This window comes from Geitlerinema sp. CS-897, from assembly GCF_028368005.1.
GTDB classification, from domain to species: domain Bacteria; phylum Cyanobacteriota; class Cyanobacteriia; order Cyanobacteriales; family Geitlerinemataceae; genus Baaleninema; species Baaleninema simplex.
Genome location: NZ_JAQNCQ010000359.1, coordinates 13,552 through 32,676 on the forward strand (window position 1 = coordinate 13,552; position 19,125 = coordinate 32,676).

General features: G+C 54.4%; 12 protein-coding genes. 5 read left to right on the forward strand and 7 right to left on the reverse strand.

What is annotated here, in order from left to right; genetic code table 11:
* Positions 1 to 153: 153 nt before the first annotated feature.
* The 6 genes from POG22_RS22580 to POG22_RS22605 all read right to left on the reverse strand — a co-directional run bounded on the left by POG22_RS22580 (position 154) and on the right by POG22_RS22605 (position 7,533).
* Positions 154 to 1,833: a glycosyl hydrolase family 28-related protein gene (locus POG22_RS22580; RefSeq protein WP_498907209.1), complete on the reverse strand. Its 1,680-nt coding sequence runs from the start codon at positions 1,831 to 1,833 to the stop codon at positions 154 to 156.
* Between the two features lie 30 nt (positions 1,834 to 1,863).
* A complete protein-coding gene (locus tag POG22_RS22585; RefSeq protein WP_063718232.1) occupies positions 1,864 to 3,261 on the reverse strand; it encodes a folate/biopterin family MFS transporter in 1,398 nt (465 codons plus the stop codon).
* 107 nt (positions 3,262 to 3,368) lie between these two features.
* Positions 3,369 to 4,145: a TIGR01458 family HAD-type hydrolase gene (locus POG22_RS22590; RefSeq protein ID WP_498907210.1), complete on the reverse strand. Its 777-nt coding sequence runs from the start codon at positions 4,143 to 4,145 to the stop codon at positions 3,369 to 3,371.
* Positions 4,146 to 4,241: 96 nt separating this feature from the next.
* A complete protein-coding gene (locus tag POG22_RS22595; protein ID WP_498907211.1) occupies positions 4,242 to 4,841 on the reverse strand; it encodes a Uma2 family endonuclease in 600 nt (199 codons plus the stop codon).
* Positions 4,842 to 4,879: 38 nt separating this feature from the next.
* A complete protein-coding gene (locus POG22_RS22600; RefSeq protein ID WP_498907212.1) occupies positions 4,880 to 6,631 on the reverse strand; it encodes a caspase family protein in 1,752 nt (583 codons plus the stop codon).
* A 524-nt stretch (positions 6,632 to 7,155) separates the two neighbouring features.
* Positions 7,156 to 7,533 carry a hypothetical protein gene (locus tag POG22_RS22605; protein WP_498907213.1) on the reverse strand — a complete coding sequence of 126 codons (378 nt, stop codon included), beginning with the start codon at positions 7,531 to 7,533 and terminating at the stop codon, positions 7,156 to 7,158.
* 208 nt (positions 7,534 to 7,741) lie between these two features.
* Between POG22_RS22605 and POG22_RS22610 the strand changes: the two genes are divergently transcribed.
* Positions 7,742 to 8,326: an NADPH-dependent FMN reductase gene (locus tag POG22_RS22610; protein WP_498907214.1), complete on the forward strand. Its 585-nt coding sequence runs from the start codon at positions 7,742 to 7,744 to the stop codon at positions 8,324 to 8,326.
* 253 nt (positions 8,327 to 8,579) lie between these two features.
* Here POG22_RS22610 and POG22_RS22615 read toward each other — a convergent pair whose 3' ends face one another.
* Complete coding sequence (locus POG22_RS22615; RefSeq protein ID WP_498907215.1) at positions 8,580 to 10,499, reverse strand: tetratricopeptide repeat protein; 1,920 nt, start codon at positions 10,497 to 10,499, stop codon at positions 8,580 to 8,582.
* A 327-nt stretch (positions 10,500 to 10,826) separates the two neighbouring features.
* Between POG22_RS22615 and POG22_RS22620 the strand changes: the two genes are divergently transcribed.
* The 4 genes from POG22_RS22620 to POG22_RS22635 all read left to right on the forward strand — a co-directional run bounded on the left by POG22_RS22620 (position 10,827) and on the right by POG22_RS22635 (position 19,063).
* A complete protein-coding gene (locus tag POG22_RS22620; RefSeq protein ID WP_498907216.1) occupies positions 10,827 to 15,695 on the forward strand; it encodes a WD40 domain-containing protein in 4,869 nt (1,622 codons plus the stop codon).
* 204 nt (positions 15,696 to 15,899) lie between these two features.
* Complete coding sequence (locus POG22_RS22625; RefSeq protein WP_498907217.1) at positions 15,900 to 17,291, forward strand: adenylate/guanylate cyclase domain-containing protein; 1,392 nt, start codon at positions 15,900 to 15,902, stop codon at positions 17,289 to 17,291.
* 626 nt (positions 17,292 to 17,917) lie between these two features.
* The gene (locus tag POG22_RS22630) at positions 17,918 to 18,220 is read left to right on the forward strand and encodes a hypothetical protein (protein WP_017662374.1); all 303 of its coding nucleotides are present in this window, start codon (positions 17,918 to 17,920) and stop codon (positions 18,218 to 18,220) included.
* Between the two features lie 48 nt (positions 18,221 to 18,268).
* Positions 18,269 to 19,063: an SIMPL domain-containing protein gene (locus POG22_RS22635; RefSeq protein WP_498907218.1), complete on the forward strand. Its 795-nt coding sequence runs from the start codon at positions 18,269 to 18,271 to the stop codon at positions 19,061 to 19,063.
* Positions 19,064 to 19,125 lie beyond the last annotated feature (62 nt).

Sequence of the window (19,125 nt, forward strand, 5' to 3'; positions counted from 1 at the left end):
ATCGCCCTTGAATTCTCAGCTTCGCCAATCCTCGACCAGTCCTTAGTTTAGGGCAACGAGGGCCTGGGTAGATAGAGGCGATCGAATGCGATCGCTTATCGCTGTCATTGGAACTTTCGTTCGATATTTATCGAACTCAGATCGACACCGAAGCTAATCCGAACAGGGTTTCTCCTCAAATCCTCGGTTATCGCGAAGCTGCACGTGACACGATCGCAAAATTGCCCCGGTTCCATCGCCGCGATTCCCCACCACCGAGTTATTGCGTCCTCCAGCTTTAGCAGAGACGGTAATACTTCCACCAACGCGATTGTTTTCGACTCGGACGTTTTCCATCGAATGGGGGCGATCGTTCGTGTCGGCGACGACGTATACCGCTGAAGTGTCTGCATAAGCAGGCGGTTCGATGTCATTGTCGGCGATCGCCACGTTGCGAATATCCCCCACTTTATACAATCCGATATAAGCGTTACCGCGATTGGCGCGAATTGTCGCCCCGTTGACAGTCGTTCCGCCACAACAGGCTTGAATCAAAATCCCTTCCCCGTCTACGCTGAGATAGTTGGTACTTCCCAAACGGTGACGGTACACCTCGAAGTCGTTCCCGGTAACCTCAACGTTCCACCCCGACCAATCGATCCCCCGATTTTCTAGGGTATTCGCACCGCGCGGTTCTCGCAATCCCGTCGCGTCCGTCCACCATTGTTTGTTGCGATCGTCGCGAATTACGTTATCGCGAACGATTAACCCGTCCCCGGCGGCGTGAATGGCGACGCGCATGGTGTGATACACCCAGTTGTCGCGAATTGTAACGCCTTTGCGAAACAGTTCGGGGGCAGTTTCTGGGGTTTCTGACGGCTCGAATTGCCCCGATCGATTGACGATGATTCCGTAGTGATTCCCGTAATGAAACGGGACTTTACTGCCGTCGTTGTAGGTTATGACTTCGGTGCGATCGAGGGATTTTACGGTATATCCCGGCTGATCGAAATTGTCGGTAATGGCATCGTTAACGCGATTGTTTGCCACTAAAACGTTTTCGCGAGCGTCGATGTCAATATTTGCCGCGAAGCGATAACTGTAACGAAACCAGGGTTTTTGAAACGAGCGATCGGGAACGTTCGGATCGGGTTCGGCGACGTTGTTACTGCGAACGCCAAAGACGACGATATTTCGAGATTCGGTAATTTTGGGATTTCCTGAAAATTTGATTCCAGCGCGATCGATATCGAGATCGATCAAACCGATTTTATTATCACGATCTGCGTCTTTTGTCAATATCTGTTTGAACGCCGTTTCGTTGGGCGTGCCGTTTCCCGAAAATCGAGGTTCGTATTTCGGAAATTCTAAACGCGTCGGCGGTCGAAAGTCCGAGGATTTCGCATCTGTCACTGCTGGCGTCGCCCCTCGCAGCACCACACCGTCTGCTAACTCCAAATTCTCCGAAAAACGATAGGTTCCAGCCGGGAAGTACACCACGCCACCGCCGTTGTTTGACGCGGTATCTCGAGCCAGAAGAAACCGCTCGTCGAGGCTGTTTCCGGGGAAATCTTCGATGTTGTAAACGCACTGCCAGCGAATCTCGTTCGTCCAAGGATAGGCAGAATTTCCGTAGGCGGCGGCGATGGGATTATCGGTTTCGCCGGGGGTGGAAGTTCCGCAATTGTTAACGAAACGAGGGAGAGACACGGGCGTTGAGGCTTCGGTGTTCGGCGATCGCATCGAAACGGCTTCGCTACCGGGATAGGTTCGGTACAGAATATAACTCCCGAGGACGAACGCTAGAGACAACAGTGCGATCGCCACGTATTTCCATTTGCGAGGAAAGTTCACCTATCGCCTCCGTGGATATCTCGAACCGCCTCAAACACCAATCCCTTCTTCGATCGCATCCAATTCTGGCACGGCCTCTTCCGACGGCGGTAAACTCGTCTCCGCATCGTCGCCACCGTCACCCGAAGCACTACTCGAGGGTAGCCAGTTGAGAAACGGTAACGGCAGTAACGTACTCAAATTCGTGACAACCACCAACAGCCAGAGATTCTCGAAATTGGTTTCGGTGATGTTCATCCAGTGCATCAACATCGCACCGAACTCGTAAGACACCATCCCCGCAATGTTCGACACCGACATCAACAGGGCGAACAACGTGGCTTCGACACCACTCGGACACAACCGCGCTGCCAAGACTAACACGGGCATAAACGCAATTTGTCCCATCACCGTTAACACGAGACTGTCGCCGAGACTGAACCAGCGATCGTCGATACCGATCGCGCGGTTGGCGTGTGTGACGAGGAGTAACGCCGTCATCCCCAATACTGCCGAGAGTACCGTAGACCAGGCGAAAATGGTGCGGAAGGGAACGGATTTAAAGAACCGCTGAAACAGCCAAATTCCCACCAGCGAGGCAATACTCGTCACCAAACGGACTCGTCCGAGAAATTCCGGTTGAAAGTTCAGTTCGTTGGTGGTGAAGTAGAAAAAGGCAGCGTCGGCGGTTGGCGTCGCTTGCCACAGGAACAGAAACGCCGTCGGAAGCCAAATCGCTTTCTGTGTCACGGCATTTTTCAGTTGTCCGACTTGCTTCTTCACGCTGTCGAAGTGGATGCGATCGCGCGTCGGTTCTTCAGCAATCAGCCAAGCGACACAGGAGACAATCAGCGGAAACGTCGCCGTAATCGAGAACATGGTGCGCGTACTGAAGATTTCCAGCAGCGAACCGCTGAGATAAGCGGTAATCAATCCCCCCAACGCCGACGCTCCCCAACTCACCGATTGCAGGGAACCGGCGTCGCTTTGGGACTCTTTTCTCGCTCGTTCGACTACGAGGGAATCGACGATGACATCGCTCACCGCCACGGAAAGCGAACCGAGAGAAATGGCGGCGATCGCCTGCCAAGGGCGCGTCACCACCGTAGCCAGCGTCAGCCAGGAAAACGCCCCCAGAAACCCCGAGAGAATCAAATAGGGGCGGCGACGATAGCCGAAAATGGGCAATCCATCGGAGATGAAGCCAAACAGCGGTTTAATCGTCCAAGGGAGGGCGACAATCCCCAACAGGGCAGAGGTTTCCGCCGGACTGAGGCCGAGATCGTCTTTGAGGAAAAAGCTGACGGCGAGACGGGCTAACCCTAGAATTCCCTGGACGAAGTACACCAGGAGAATCGCGAAGAGTTCGGGCGTCGGTTCGTTGCCGAACAAGACTTTTTCTTTGAGCGTGTCTTTAATGCGATCGATACCGGATTGAGAAACGAGCATTGATTAACAAAACTTCAAATTATCCGTTGCTTTATCTTAACGAGTCCCTTCTGAAGACGAGAGGAGAGGAGATCCGAACCGTCATCGAATCGTTACAAGGATTGGCATTACAGCAAATTGGCTAAGTCGGCGATCGAATCGAGGACGCGATCGGGACGCACGGGGGCTTCCTGCGCCAGTTCGGGGCGGTATTTGCCAGTTTTCACCAAAACCCCCATCAGTCCAGCTTTTTGCGCTCCCCCGACATCGGAATAGATATCGTCACCGACGAGGGCGACGTTGTACGGCGATCGGTTCAAATCGCTTAAGGCTAATTTAAAGAACGACGCCGACGGCTTGCCGATGACGGTGGCAGTTTTTCCACTGGCGTACTCCAATCCGGTGACGAACGCCCCGATATCGAGTTGCAGTCCCCGTTCCCCTTCGCAGTAGCGACCTTTGTGGAGGGCGACGAGTTCCGCACCCCGGACTAACATTCCAAACAGGTCGTTCATGAGATTGTAATCCCAGCGATCGCCGATATCGCCGATGACGATGACATCGGGTTCGGTGTCGGATTGTTGGAATTCGGAAAACTCCCGTTTGGCGTCTTCTGAGAGCAACAGGTGACATTTGGGGTTTTCCATCTGTCGCAGGTGTAGAACGGCGGCGTAGGGGGCGCTAATGATATCTTTTTTCTCGATAGGAAGTCCCAAATTTAGAAGTTTTTGGTGAAAGGTATCGATGGACTGGGTCGTCGTGTTGGTAATGTAGCGACAGGGAATCTCTCGGAGTTTCAAGGTTTTGATGGTGTCAACGGCTCCGTCAATGAGGCGGTTTCCGACGTAAAACACGCCGTTGAGGTCGAGGAGAAAAGCATCGATACCGGGGAAGGCGTCAGTCATGGTTTTGAAATTCGATCGAATTGGCGAGGGACGATAGAACGCCGCGACGAACTCTCCGTTTCGTCTAGGCGATCGCCAGTGTACGATCGATCTCGTTCAGCGAGACTCCAAATTTAAGGTTTTGCGAAACACCCTCGCCGCTTCCAATCGAGAAGTCTCAGCCATCAACACGCAGCGAGTCAATAACTCAATATCGAGGGTTGCCAGTTGGGGAATTTCGCTACGGTTAATTTTGGCGTAACCCTCATCGCGCAGACGGTAGAGGCTGAATAAGCCGTCTTGCCAAAACCAAACTTCCGGAACGCCTAAAACTCGATATCGCTGGAGTTTTTGGAGTCCGCCACTGGAAAACACCACTTCCACAACCAAATCGGGGACGGGTTTGGAGGTGCCAAAACAGTACGACTCGTCTGCTTGAACCGAGACTTCTCCTTCCCGTTCCTGCGTCATCGCTCCCGTTGGCTCGAATTCAATGCCCTTTTCCAAGCAAAACAAGCCAATCAGAAAGCCGATGAGCCGTCCAAACAGTTCGCGATCGCGCCCCGGCATTAAAATTTCAATTGTATTGTCGTAGTACGCCAGTCGAATGTTGGGAGAGTCGGCGAATCCGGCTCGAATTAGCTCGAACTGTTGCCAGCTCATGCCCGACTGCACGATACGCCGATCGATCGATTCCAGACTGGTGGCTTGCGTCATCGCTATCTCTCGGTCTGGTGAGATTCCCATTCTCTACTTTATCTGTCGAGCCAACCGGCTGGGGTGCGATCGGAAATCTCGAACGCCAGACGCGCTGTTTCGTCGTCGGCTTTACGCCAACGTCGTTCTTTCAACGCCTCGTGTAACCGATCGTAGTTCTTACCGCGCTCCGATTGTCGTCCGACTCGCGCCCAAATTTGCTGTCGTGAGGGCCAGTTCGGATCGACTCCCGCCCAAAGTTCTAAAATGACAACGCGATCGCCGTTTTTGACCGTACCGGTAATGTCGGGATTTAAGAAATATTCCGAACCTTGAGGCGGAGTGCTGCGAATGTTACTCGTTTGCTCCACTCGGACGGTGACAGTTTGTCCGATTTCTGGAATCTGAGGCGGTTCGATCGCGATCGGGGTTTGTTGTTCCTGTTCTCGTAACGGCGTTCCAGGATCTACAGGGGTTGACGTACCTTCGATCGCGCCGATGCGAATCCACCCCAACGGTTGCACGAGAGAGTCGAGTTCGGGTTCTTGACGTTCGATATCCTCGGGAGAAGGTGGGGAATCTCGGAATTGCCACCATGCAACGGGAACCCCAAACAGTAACACGAGAACAGCCACCACCCATCGACGGCGAACGAAACGGCGATCGCGCTTGACATCGGGTTCTCGAGGGGATTCGTCATGCGGCTTCTCGGGTATTCCTGGCTCGATCGCTGGCTTTTCTGAGACCTTCGGTGTCAGGCGTTCTTCAATGGCCGCCACATCTTCAGCCCGCAAACCCAGAACGTCGCGCAATCGGCTTAATTCCTGTCGCGTCGCCTCACTCAACGGGAATTCGTTCTGTACGGTTTTCTCGAATGCTTGCTCGTAATGGGCGAGATTCTGTTGATATTTGCGATGGGGTTCTAAAACCTCAGCTTCGATTTGTCGAGCGACTTCAGAATCGAGCTGTAACTGTTCCCGTAACGCGTCTAACGCCAGTCGAGCGACCTCAGAAATCTGACCGTCGCGGACGAAGCGATCGACCTCTTGACGGTATCGTAACTCGGGATCTTGTCGGGCTGCGTTGGCGACGATAATGCGAAATCCTTCTTCAACGGCAAAAATTTTGGGTTTCATGGCCGGTGCGGCTTCGCGAACTTTTTGTCTGGCGTAATCGTGCAGTTCGTCGATGGAAATTTTACCGTCTGCGTCTAAGTCCGCCGCTCCCGTGCGAATGCCTTCTACTAAGTAGCGCGTGTAAACCGATAACTCCTCGTTTTCTTGCTCGAACGAATATTGAATAGCTGTCGATGAAGTGAGGACGGCTCGTCCTTCTCCGCCGAGTTGCGATCGCACGTCCACAGTGCGATCGTCTTTTGCGGTCATTCCTTCTGCAAACGCACCGCTAAAACAACAGTCGAGCATGACGATCTGACGTTTACAACGACTGCCGCTCATCATATCCTGTACGAAATTGGCAGGAACGGCGGTGGATTTGAGCAATTCTCCACTTTGACTTTTTTTAGTAATTCGGGTGGCAAAATAGAGGCGACCGCTTTCGTCTTTGATACCGTGTCCCGAGAAAAAGAGTAATGCAAGATCGCCTTTTTGACAGTTGGAAAATAAAAGCTCGATTTCCTGTTCCATCTGCTGGAGATCGGGATCGAGTAATGTTTTGACGCGATCGAATCCTCCGAGTTCGCGATTTTCTAGCACCGCTTTCATGGCATTGACATCTGCGATCGCGCCGGGAAGGGGGGTTAGTCCGGCAGCGTACTGACTCACGCCGATGAGTAGGGCTGTTTTAGTCATTTTACTTAGGGTTTGCTGAAAAAGTATTCAAGTTAAAGTGTGGGAAGGGAACAGGGAACAGGGGATCGGAAGCTGAGGAATGCGTGCGACTCGCGATTGACTTTCTCTCGAATTTTTAACTTCATTATAGACAAAAACTAGGAACCTTTTAGGGAGCAATTCCCTTAACATCCTTTTTTATAAAAGTTTCTGCTTTATTCAGCAGACGGGTGCATCTCACTTTTGCAAAAAAATCAGTTTGGGGTGGCAAAATTCCCGATTAGCACTTCCGGTATAAGATCCCCGGCATCTTGGAGATGCCGGGGATCTGGAAATTGAGTGCGCCCAATTCGATGAATTTACATTTTTGAGATGCACCCCAGCAGACTCTACTTGAGTTTTTTGTTTTTATAGCCGTCCCAAATGAGTTGTCAAAAATTAAAACACCCAAAAAAACGATTCCCCGTTCCCCGTTCTCGATTTTGTTACATAACCGATCTAGGGTTGCTATATAAGTATTCAAATGTATTGCAATTTGTTCGAGCTTACGCTTTCGCCCATTGCATAGCTTGTTGGATCGCAAATTCGAGTTCTTCTCGGCTGCTGGCAGATACTTCGAGAACTTTGCCTTCTACTTCAACTTTTAGGTCGATCGTTTTTCCAGACAGGCGATCGCCTAAAAATCTAAACAATGCTTCAACATTTTCTCGAGTCACTTCTGCGGTCAGCAAGCCAATTAAAAAACCACCAAAAGCTTTGTTCCCTTGAGGGGGGGTCGGATCGAGAACGCGATCGACTCGCTCGACCTCATCGAGTTTCTTCAAGCTATTGAAAAGCCGTTGAGTTTCCATTTCTTTTTCGTCCTCGTCTAAATCGGTGTCGACAAACGAAACCGTGATTTGAATTGAAGAGTTAGTTTCCATTTTTTTTAGAAATAACGAATAGATCGCTCGATTCTGTTATACCAAAACCTCATAGGAACTGTCTTCAAAACGAATCAAATCTTCAAATTTTGTAAGCCGATCGCATCGCAGTCAGTCGTTCCGAGACGATCGTGTCGGCGATCGCGTTTTAAATTCGCGAAAATAGGACATAATTGAAAACGATTTGCAGAAATTGGAGAGCGAACCGGTGAGCGATACACCTAAGATTCTCGCGTTTGCAGGCAGTGCTAGAGATGGCTCCTTCAACAAAAAACTCGTGAAAATTGCGGCCTCGGGAGCCGAAGCCGCTGGAGCTAAAGTCACCTATCTCGACTTTCGAGAGTTGCCCCTTCCTCTTTTCGACGAGGATTTAGAGGCAAAATCGGGCATTCCCGACAACGCGATGCAGTTGAAGGCGTTGATGAAGTCACATCAGGGCTTTTTGATTTCCTGCCCCGAATACAACAGCTCGATTACCCCACTGTTGAAAAATGCCATCGACTGGGCGTCTCGTCCCGAACCGGGAGAACCGCCGCTGGCGTTAACCTGTTTTCGCGGCAAAGCAGCGGCGATTATGAGCGTGTCTCCCGGTGGGTTGGGGGGAATGCGCGGACTTGTCCACGTGCGAGATATTCTCGGGAATATCGGCGTGTTGGTGTTGCCCGGCGAGAAATCCATTTCCAACGCTTACGAGGCGTTCGACGAGAGCGATCGCCTTAAAAACGAAAAACAGCAGGCAGCAGTGGAAGATTTAGGCAAGCAACTGGCGGAAGTGCTGGCTAAACTCTCGTAGTCTGTGCGATTTTTCCAGATTTTAGGCAAATACTCGGTAAGTCGATCGGACTTGCCGAGTTTTGAGTCATTGAATTGTTTTTTTAAACAACTTAGACGATCGCGCCGCGAAAGACCTCTTGACAACTCGGGCAATTTCTGAGATTCTAAGAAAAATAATTGTAGGGTTGAACCTGAATACACGCTTGATTTTTTATTCAATACTTGTAATTCGACCTCAGCAAAAATAAAAATCGCAACGATCGCCCCCAGGACTACAACTTCCCCATCACCTCAGACAGCAGAGCCGGAGGAAGTCGAGAAAAAGCTCGAGATTGCCCCTCAATGCCGCCAATGGCGTAACACTGACGAACCGAACGAGCGATCGCCTCGATAGCCGTTTTCGCCCGTTCGGGGCGATCGCCCCAGCCTTCAAACGCCTTGAGATGGTGGTGTAGCGCCGTTTCGAGATGTTGGAGAGCCTCGGCGCGATCGCACTGCAACGCTAGGCGATCGTGTGCCAACCCGAGATTGTTGTGCGTGGCGTTGGCGTCGAAGGTCAGGGAGTCTAAAGAGTCCGAGACCGCGATCGCCGTTTCGTAGGCTGCGATCGACTCTTCCAAATAGGCTTTCGCCGTCGGCGGATCGGACTGCGTTTGTTGCGCCAAATGCCAGTACGCCGTTCCCAAATTGTTCTGCGTCGCCGCACAGCCAGCGGGGAAGCGATCGGGGGTGCGATAGCGTAACGCCTCCCGATACGCCGCCACCGCCAAATGCAAACATTCCGGGGCTTGCGCCTGTTGAGAGAGCGTCCAGTAGGCCGTCCCGATGTTGTTTTGCAACATGGCGTAATTGAGTTCGTCGCGATCGCTGGTGTAGTATTCCAACGCCGCTGCATAAGCGGCGATCGCTGCGTTGAGGTGCGTCGTCGCCTCGCCGTATTGCGCCAAACTCCAGTATGCCGTTCCCAAGTTGTTTTGCAGGGCGGCGTACTGTTGCGGGTCGGTCTCAGGATCGTGACAGTACAAAGCCGCTTCAAAGGCTGCGATCGCCCGTTTCCAATCTCGAGGCTGTTGGCGAACCCGCGCCAAATCCGCGTACACCGAACCGATATTGTGTTGCAGCGTCGCCCAAATCTGCGGTTGCGTTTTCATATCGAGGAGCGACAACCCCTCCCGATACGCCTCTAAACTCGCTTCGAGGTCGCGGAGTTTTACCTCGCGGGGTTGCGACTTCGAGAGCAGCCCCTGTAACGTTCCGATGTCGTTGAGAGCCGCCAGACAGCGCCCCCCATCTGCCTCGGGATCGAGTTGCCACAGTTGTACGGCGCGGCGGTAGAGTCGAACGGCGACGCGGGCGCACGCTTCCGAAGGCGAATCCTCCTCGAGTCGTTCGCGGTAGCGGTTTCCCAAGTGGTAATAGCGATCGGCCAGTTGAGACGGACTAGCACGGCGTTCGTGCAGTCGGTCGATGTCGTGTAACAGTGCCACAGGATCGATCGTCTCGAACTCGTGACGGGTGGCGAGAACCGAACGCACCAAGGCCGCATCGATCTGTTTCCAAACCGGAGGCGGCGGAATGCGTTTCGCTAACGTGCGTTTCGGCGACGGACGAGACGGGGGTGTCGTCGTCGGAACCGAAGTAGACTGTCCGGTCGGTTCGCCGTGAAACTCGAATACCCCCGTGCAATGTTGCCAAAATTCCGGGGCGGACTGTTGGATGACGTGCAGCCAAGGACGAGAAATCCAAAAGATTAAACTAATATCGAGAGAGGCGATCGCGCCGGGCATTTTGCGTAGATGTTTGAGAAACGACCATTGACTGTTCGCCGACTGGCGCGTCAGTGCCGAAATCCCCAAAACCTGCACTCCCATTGGCTTACGATCGAGCGGCGTCGGAGCGTCTCGCGACGTGGGGAGAACGCGGCGAATTTGCACCAACGGTTCGGGGTGACTAATATCGAATTGCAAGCTCAGCAGTAGGATTTGCGGGCTGAGTTCGGCTTGCAGTCGAGCCGCCAGTGCGTTCGATCGCGCCGTATCGTCGCAGACAGCTAAAAACAACTGTCGGCGCAACCCCAACGCCAAGGCCAACTTGAGTCGTTGGTAAACCGGTTGGTTCGGGTCTGACGGTTCGGGGGTTGCAATACCCGAAGCCGCCAAATGGGTTGGCGTCGAGGCGGATGGCACGGACATAAGGCGCGATCGAAGCTGTGGAGGTCTATTCCTTTTTTCACGAATCCCGTTGATAGTCAGGAATTTACCGGGAGAAGGGGAGAGGGGGAGAAGGGGAGAAGGGGAGAAGGGGAGAAGTTGGCGGTGCGTGACAGAGCGATCGGTCTCACGATTTACACCCGATTTTTTAAGTCACGCACCCTACAACGGGTGACTGTCAAAGTGACAGCCTTTCGCCTGTCACGGGAAATTCCGAAAGGTTGTGGGTTTTGGCTAAACTGAAAAAGTCTCGTTCCCATCGATACGAGTGACGGGGCGATCGCGTTTTCTACAGCGACGGAGCCGAAGATGGACTTAGAACGCCAAAACGATACGTTACTGCGCGAATTGGCGTTCGCGATCGAATCGGCGCAGGGACAGTTCAAATTGATGTTCGCCCGGTGCAATTACGACGCCTTGCGATCGCACCTCCTCGAAAAACTCACGAGTCTCGTCTCGGTGGAGGTCCTCGACTTGCGCCTGTCTCCCGACGCCTGTAGTCTGTTTCACGCCGTTAAAGCGACCGCCGCCACCCAGAAACCGGCGGTTCTCTCCGTTTGCGGCCTCGACGACATCGCCAATCGAGAGCGCCTGTTACAAGCGAACTCTACGGTGCGGGAGGAATTTCGCAAACGTTTTCCCTTCCCCATCGTGCTGTGGGCCAACGACGATCTCTTAGTACAACTGGTGCGTCGCGTTCCCGACTTTGAAAGCTGGGGCATCACGTACGAATTTAGCTTGTCCGCCCCGCAAATTCTCCATTGGATCGAAGCTCGTACCGAACGCGCCTTTCATACCGTTCTCAACGCTTCCTCGACTCACCTGCTAGCCGTCGCCAGCGGCTTCGACGACCGCGATCGCAAAGAATTGCGATCGGCCTTGCAAACCTTACAACAACAGCGAGTGTCCCTCTCGCCGTCTCTGCGAGCGTCGGTACAGTTCCTCGTCGGACGCCACGCCTACGATCGCGATCGCCTCGAAACCGCCCGCCAATACTTCGATCGCAGCCTCGACTACTGGAACCGACAACCCGACGATCGCCCCGTTCTCGAAAAGCAGGCGGCGATCTCTCTGCACCTCGGACTCGTCCACCTGCGCTACTGCGACGCCACCGAAACCGACGAACGGTTGAGTTGCGCTAAAACCGCCCTGACCCAGAGTCTCGAGATCTTCGATCGCGCCGGACGAGAAGACTGCACCGCCGGCCCGATAACCCTCCTCGAAGAAGTCCTCGATCGCCTGCACCAGTGGGACGACTTACAAACCCTCGCCCATCGCGCCGTCAACCTGCATCAAACCTATGGCGACCCCATCCAACAGGCGATCGATTACGGATTTCTGGCCAAAATCTCCGCCATCGAACAGCGGTGGTATCGCGCCCACCTGTGGGTAGATAAAGCCATGGAGGTTCTCGCGCAACAAAAAGTCGCCGAAACCAAAGGCCCCGCACCGTACCGAGCCTTACTGACCCAACAGTTTCGCCTCGACCTCGTCACCATCCAAACCCACCTCAAACTACACGATCGCGCCCGAGACAACCTCGAATGCGCCCTGCAAGAGCTTCCCGACGCCTTGCGCGATCCCTCCCACCAACTCGACCCCCAACGCTACCTGCGATCGCTCGATATCCTGCAAACCAGCTACCGCCATCACCACCAGTATCTGGCTGCGTTTCACCTCAAACAACACCAGCGCTCGATCGAACAACAGTACGGATTCCGCGCCTTCATCGGCGCCGGTCAACTCCGACCCCAACGTCAAACCCTCAACCTGCGCCGCCCTCACAGCCCGAATCGCGAACGCATCGCCCCGGAAATTCTCGCCTCGCCACGACAGTTCGATATCGATCGCCTCATCGAACGCATCGCCCGTCCCGATCGCAAACTCATCGTTCTCTACGGCCCCTCGGGCGTCGGAAAAAGTTCCCTCGTCGATGCGGGGTTCGTTCCGGCGTTGCACCAATCCACCCTCGCCACCCGAGAAGTCCTTCCCGTGGTGTTGCGCGTTTACAGCAACTGGTGCGATCGCCTGGCTCGCCGACTCTACACCGCCCTCGTCCGCGCCAACGCCAAATCCCTCGCCGTCAAATTTCTCGCCCCCACCCTCGAGACGCACCTCGCGCAAATCCTCGACGCCCTCACCGCCGTCGTCGATCGCAACCGCATCGTGGTTTTAATTTTCGACCAGTTCGAGGAATTTTTTTTCGTTCGCCCCCCCAGCCAGTACCGCCGCGTCTTTTACGAATTTCTCGATCGCTGCTTCGATATCCCCTACGTCAAAGTGGTTCTTTCTCTGCGCGAAGACTACCTGCACCACCTTCTCGAATGCGATCGTCAAATCGTTATCGACGCCCTCGACAACGACATCCTCAACAAAAACAACCGCTACTACCTCAGCAACTTTTCCCCCGACGACACCCGCCACCTGATTCGCCATCTCACCGAAACCCGACCTCACCTGGAACTCGAGGACGAACTCATCGACGAACTGGTGCGCGACTTATCTCGCGAAACCGGCGACGTGCGCCCCATCGAACTGCAAATCGTCGGCGCCAGTCTCCAACAGGACAATATCACCACCCTCGAAAAATACCGCCAGCTCGGAACCAACCCCAAACAAGAACTCGTCGAACGCTTCCTCGAGGACGCCGTGCGCGATTGCGGGGCCGAAAACGAAGACGCCGCCCGCCAACTCCTCTACCACCTGACCGACAAATACGGAAACCGCCCCATCAAATCCTACAGCGAACTGGTGCGGGACTTGAGCGGCAGTACCGACACCTTAGACTCGATGTTCAAGTCCGTGCTGGATTTAGTCCTCGAAATTTTCGTCAAATCCGGCTTAGTGTCCTTGCTTCCCGAGGTTCCCGACAACCGCTACCAACTGGTTCACGACTACCTCGTTCCCTTCATCCGCCAACATCGAGAACGGGCCGACTCCCAAGCCGTGGCGGACTTGCGGGCGCAGAATCGAAAACTCAGCCGCGAAAAAGACATTCTCCAACAACTGACCTTAGCGCAGAAACGCCAGCGCAAAAGCGACACCCGCCTCAAACGCTTTCTCGTGACCGGCGCGATCGCCTCGTTGTTCGGAACCCTCGTTCTCGGAATCTTCGCCAACGTCGCCCAGCGAGAACGCCGCAACGCCGCCCTCGCCGAAATTGAAGCCCGCAACGCCGCCGCCAGTCGCACCTCGACCCCCGATCGCTTCGCCGCGTTGTTACAAAGTCTCTACGCCGCCTCGAAAATCCAACAACTCGACCCGCCCCCGGATCTCTCGTTGCAAAGTCAAACGGTGCGGATCTTACAGCACAGTCTCGACACCACCCGCGAACGCAACCGCCTTGAAGGCCATCGCAACAGCGTCGTCGATGTCAGCTTCAGTGCGGACGGAACGTTTTTGGCCACCGCGAGCTGGGACAATACGGTACGGTTGTGGCATCGCGACGGCACGTTGATGGCGGTTCTCACGGGACACGAAAAACCCGTCACGAGCGTTAGCGTCAGTCCCGACGGAACCCTCGTCGTGTCGGGAAGTTCTGACGGAACGGCCAAACTCTGGCGTCGCGACGGAACCCTCGTAAAAACGCTAACGCCAGAAGCGATGGTGACGAGCGTGGCTTTTAGTCCCAACGGGGAGATGTTGGCCACCGCTAGCGACAATGGAACCGTGCAATTGTGGACGGTGGCGGGAGAGCTACTGCAACGTTGGACGGGTCATCAGGGGTTCGTGTTTGCGATGGCGTTCGATCGCGCGGGAACGACGCTGTGGACGGCGGGAGGCGATACGGTGGCGATCGCCTGGACGCTAGACGGGACGGAAGTGCGGCGGCTCGACGGACATCAGGGGGAAGTCACGGGAATTTCCGTCGCCCCCGACGGGGCGATCGCCACCGTCAGCACGGACAAAACTCTCAAACTCTGGACTCCCGACGGACAACTCCAGCGATCGGCGATGGCGGACGCCTTGCTGTTCGACGTGAGTTTTAGCCCCGACGGAACGACGTTAGCGACGACTGGAGAAGACCGCACGGTGAAGCTGTGGAACCGCGACGGAACGCTTCGTCAAACGCTCACCGGACACCGAAATCGCGTGTGGGCGGTAAGTTTCAGCCCCGATGGAGAAACGTTAGCGACGGCGAGTACGGACACTACAGTACGCCTGTGGTATCGCGACCCAACCCGGCGATCGATCCTGTCGGATCACTTAGATTCGGTGTGGGCGGTGAGTTTCAGCCCCACGGAAGACCTGTTAGCCACCGCCAGCGCCGACAAGACGGTGAAACTCTGGAACCTCGACGGAACGCCGAACCGAACTCTCAACGGCCATCAAAACCGGGTTCACAGTATCGCCTTCAGTCCGGACGGACAGATTTTAGCCACCGCCAGCGCCGACGGAACGGCTCGATTGTGGCGGTTAGGTCAAACTGACCCCGTTGCCATCTTAAACCACCCCGACAGTGTCAAAAGTGCCAGTTTCAGCCCGGACGGAACGTTTCTGGCCACGGCCGGTCTCGACGGTTCGGTGGTGGTGTGGCGGGTGTCGGACGGGGTGCGAGTCCGGACGATCGCCGCTCACACCGAACAAGCCAACGCCGTGATGTGGAGTCCCGACGGACGAACGTTGCTCTCGGCCAGCGACGATAAAACGTTTGCGCTGTGGTCGTTCGAGGGGAAACTGCTGCGGCGCGTCGAAACGCCGAGTTCGGTGTATTGGGCGAGTTTCAGTCCTGACGGCGAGGCGATCGCCACGGCGAGCAAGGACAACACGGTCAAGCTCTGGAACCGCGAGGGCGTCCACCTTCAAACGTTTGAGGGGAATACGGCGTTTGACGGCCATACCGCCCCGGTTAACTGGGTGAGTTTCAGTCCCGACGGGGAACTCTTGGCGTCGGTGGGGAACGATCGCACGGTGAAGCTTTGGCGACGCGACGGAACGCTCCTGGACGATTTTGAAGCGCACACCGACAGCGTTCTCAGCGTGAGTTTCCACCCGCACGGCCATCTGTTCGCCACCGCCAGTAAGGACGGAACGGCGAAACTCTGGCTGCTTCCGAAAGGTGACAATTTAGAGCGTCTGTTACAACAGGGGTGTAGTTGGGTTCGGGATTATTTGCAAACCAATCCTCGCCTGCTGGAGCGCGATCGCACCCTCTGCGATCGACGCTCGAGGTCTTGACAAAAAGACAAGTGTGTGCGTTGCTCGAAAACCGCAGTTCGCGGAAAACAGTCTTCGCGGTTCGCGGTTCCCTGCTCGTTGAAAAAGAGGCAAGATTAAGGGGTAAGAGTAGGAGGGGGTGACAGTCGGTCGTAACAGTGTCTCAGGCAACTGTTCGACGTGCGTCCTTCTCGGGTTCTATATCCATCACGGTGTGCGGGAACCATGAATTTACAATCGATGCAGAACTGGCTCGGGACGATAAGGTGTCGGCTTTTAGAAGCATGGCCACATTCACCAAGGCAACCGACGCATCCCGACTATCAGCGGTGGCGCGATCGCTTCGTGCGGCGGCGTTTGATATTGGGCGCGGTACTCGTCTGCTGCGTGTATTTCACGTTTTTCGGTCTCGAGCTGTGGCATTTAGCCTTCGAGATCGAAAAATTTAACCGGGATTGGATAGTCGTACAGCTCGTCACGTTGGTAGCGACGGGATTGTGTTTCGGCTGGCTGCGATCGCGTTGGGGACGCCAGCGACTCGGTTGGGTGTTCGTGGTGTTTTCTGTCTCGATTACCCTCACGCCGTTGGTGCAGCGGATCTTCACCGGAACCCTCGCCCCGTCGTTGATGGTGTGGCCGCTGGTGTTTCTCGCTCAAGCGACGCTGATACCCGTCTATTGGCGATTGCACGCGATCGCTCAACTGATTCCGCTGGGGGTTTACCTCGGCGCCTCGACGCTGTTGGGAATTCCGACACAAATTCCGATTCCAGAACTGACTCAGGGCGGATTGATGCTCTATTTGGGGTGGACTTGTGCCATCTGCGATCTGTCGGTGTTGTTCTACGAGAAGATGCAGCGAGCTGAATTTACCGCTCGACGTCAGTTAGAGGAGGCTTACGATCGCCTCTCTGAAGAACAAGCGCGATCGGAAAAGCTACTGTTGAATATTTTGCCGCGCCCCATCGCCCAACGGCTCAAAGCACAAACGCGTCACTGCGCGATCGCCGATAGTTTTTCGGACGCTGGGGTGTTGTTTGCCGATATCGTCGGCTTCACGAAACTGTCGGGGCAAATTTCTCCCCCGGAATTAGTCGAATTACTCAACGAAATTTTTTCGCAGTTCGATCGCCTGGCGGATTCCTACGGATTAGAAAAGATTAAAACCATCGGCGACGCGTACATGGCGGTATCGGGATTGCCCGAACCTCGAGCGGATTTCGACGCGGCGATCGCCGATATGGCCTTGGAAATGAAACAGGCGTTGCGAGCCTTCAACCGGCGACATCCCCATCAGTTTCAAATGCGGATCGGTATCGCCATCGGCCCCGTCGTCGCAGGCGTCATCGGCTTGAAAAAGTTTATTTACGATCTCTGGGGCGATACGGTCAACCTCGCCAGTCGCATGGAATCTCACGGCGTTCCCGACTGCATTCAGGTGACAGAGACCACCTACGAACGTCTCAAAGATCGCTATGAATTCGAGTCGCGGGGGGCGATCGACATTAAAGGGAAAGGCACGATGACGACGTACTTGTTGCTCGCCAAGCGTCCGTCGCAACCGCTAACGGCCGGCGTCACTGCCGGCCCCAACCCGAAAAAAAACGCCCAGGACTGAAATCCGGGCGTTGCCATCAGGGTGCATCTACTGTGTTTACTATACCCATGAGGGGTATGACCCCGCAACCCACTTTACAAAAATTTTACAATTCTCATCATCGGTGGTGTTTTCTGCTGTCGGGTCACGTTAAATTGTCTCAGTCAAATCTATAGCGGTTATATCGACTTATATTGCTGCAAAATCGCTAATATCGCAGTTCTAGGCGTTTTGAAAAACTAAATCTTAGAAAAATTTTGCAATTTTTCCCGATCGCGTTCCGAAATCAAACGACTTCGTACGATTTCGAGCTGTCTCGTTGACTAGGGGCGAGCCAGCAGATGACTGCCGTACGACCGGCGATAACGATCGCATTTTATCAAGAGATGTAACAAAAAATTTACGCGATCGCGATGACGCTTACGCGAAAACATCGAACTCAAGGGCGATCGAAAGACAAATTGCCAAAAACACAAAACATTGAAATTATCAAATTCTTATTAAGTCTTTTATCGTTTTCGATCTCGGTCGGGATAGCTTGCGCTTCAATAAAACTAGAAACGCTGCCAACGGGCAGTCGGTCGATCCCCTGTGACGAATCGATGCCGTCACAGACTATTGAGATTGTTTAATAATCGTAATTAATTATGAAACGTACCTCTCAACTCGTTCGCCTACTGTGGGATTTCTATCGCGAAGACCTCGCCGAACTGAAACAGCTAAAAATTCTCCAGCACTGTAATGTCTTTCGTTTTTGGGGCATTTTGTATATCCGCTGTCAAACTCCCTCGACTGCCGAACTGGTCATAGCAGCCGAACCCCTCATCGAAATACCAATCCAGCAACTTCGACTGTCGAAAAAAATTAGAATTCTCATCGGGCGCAAACCGATCGCCACGTTCGAGGTAGGTGGAAACCGATCGAATGCAGAAGTTCGCGAGCGGTTGTAAAAATTTCGAGTTACCTTAGACTCGATCTAACGTGAAGAGTGACCCCGAATGTCTAACCCCTTTTCGTCTCGTGTGGCAACGTGGCTGTTCGAGGCCAGTGCGATCTCTGTCGTGGGGATCGCACTTAATATCGTACCGTCGGCGATCGCAATCGCCAGTCCCGTCGCGACTCCAGACGATACGACTCGCCTTTCCCAACTGTACGTCGGCGATCGCCCCATGATGACCACCTACGGTCGCGGTATTGCCAGTTCTCCCGCCGACACCGCCGAAATCCGCTTTTCCTTCGGCACCACCGATCCCATGTCCCCCGAGTTCGATCCCGAAAACGTCGAACCCCTCTCTGAAGGGATGTTACAGCCAGTCACGAGCGCGATCGCAGCCCTGGGAATTCCCACCGACAACATCGAAGTCGAGATCGATCGCATCGATCCGCGTACCGTGTATCCCGGTCAACCGATGGGTAGCGTTATCGTGACCCTCGATAACCCGACCCTCGCCACCATCAACGCCGTGAAGGACGCCGCCGAAACCAGCGCCCTCGAAAACGGTTCGGTCTATCTCTATTCCTCCTACGATACCTGCTTCGTCGAAGACTTCCTACCCCTCGAAAACGAAGCTCGACTGTCCGCCGTCGCCGACGCTCGCGATCGCATTCAAGCCATGGCCGAGGCGGTCAATACCACCGTCGGAGAGATCCTCGCCACCATTGAAGTTCACAGCTACCGTCCCGTCTCGTCCGCCTGTGCGCCTCCCCCCGAAGACAGCGGACTCGGGTTCGATACGCCAGAAGTCGAAGTCGAACTCGGCGTGTTAGTGACCTTTGGCATGGGGAACCGATAGTCTAGGAGCGCGATCGTGGTTTTTTGCGATACTGGGTTTTTGCGATACTGTGAGTGCAAAAC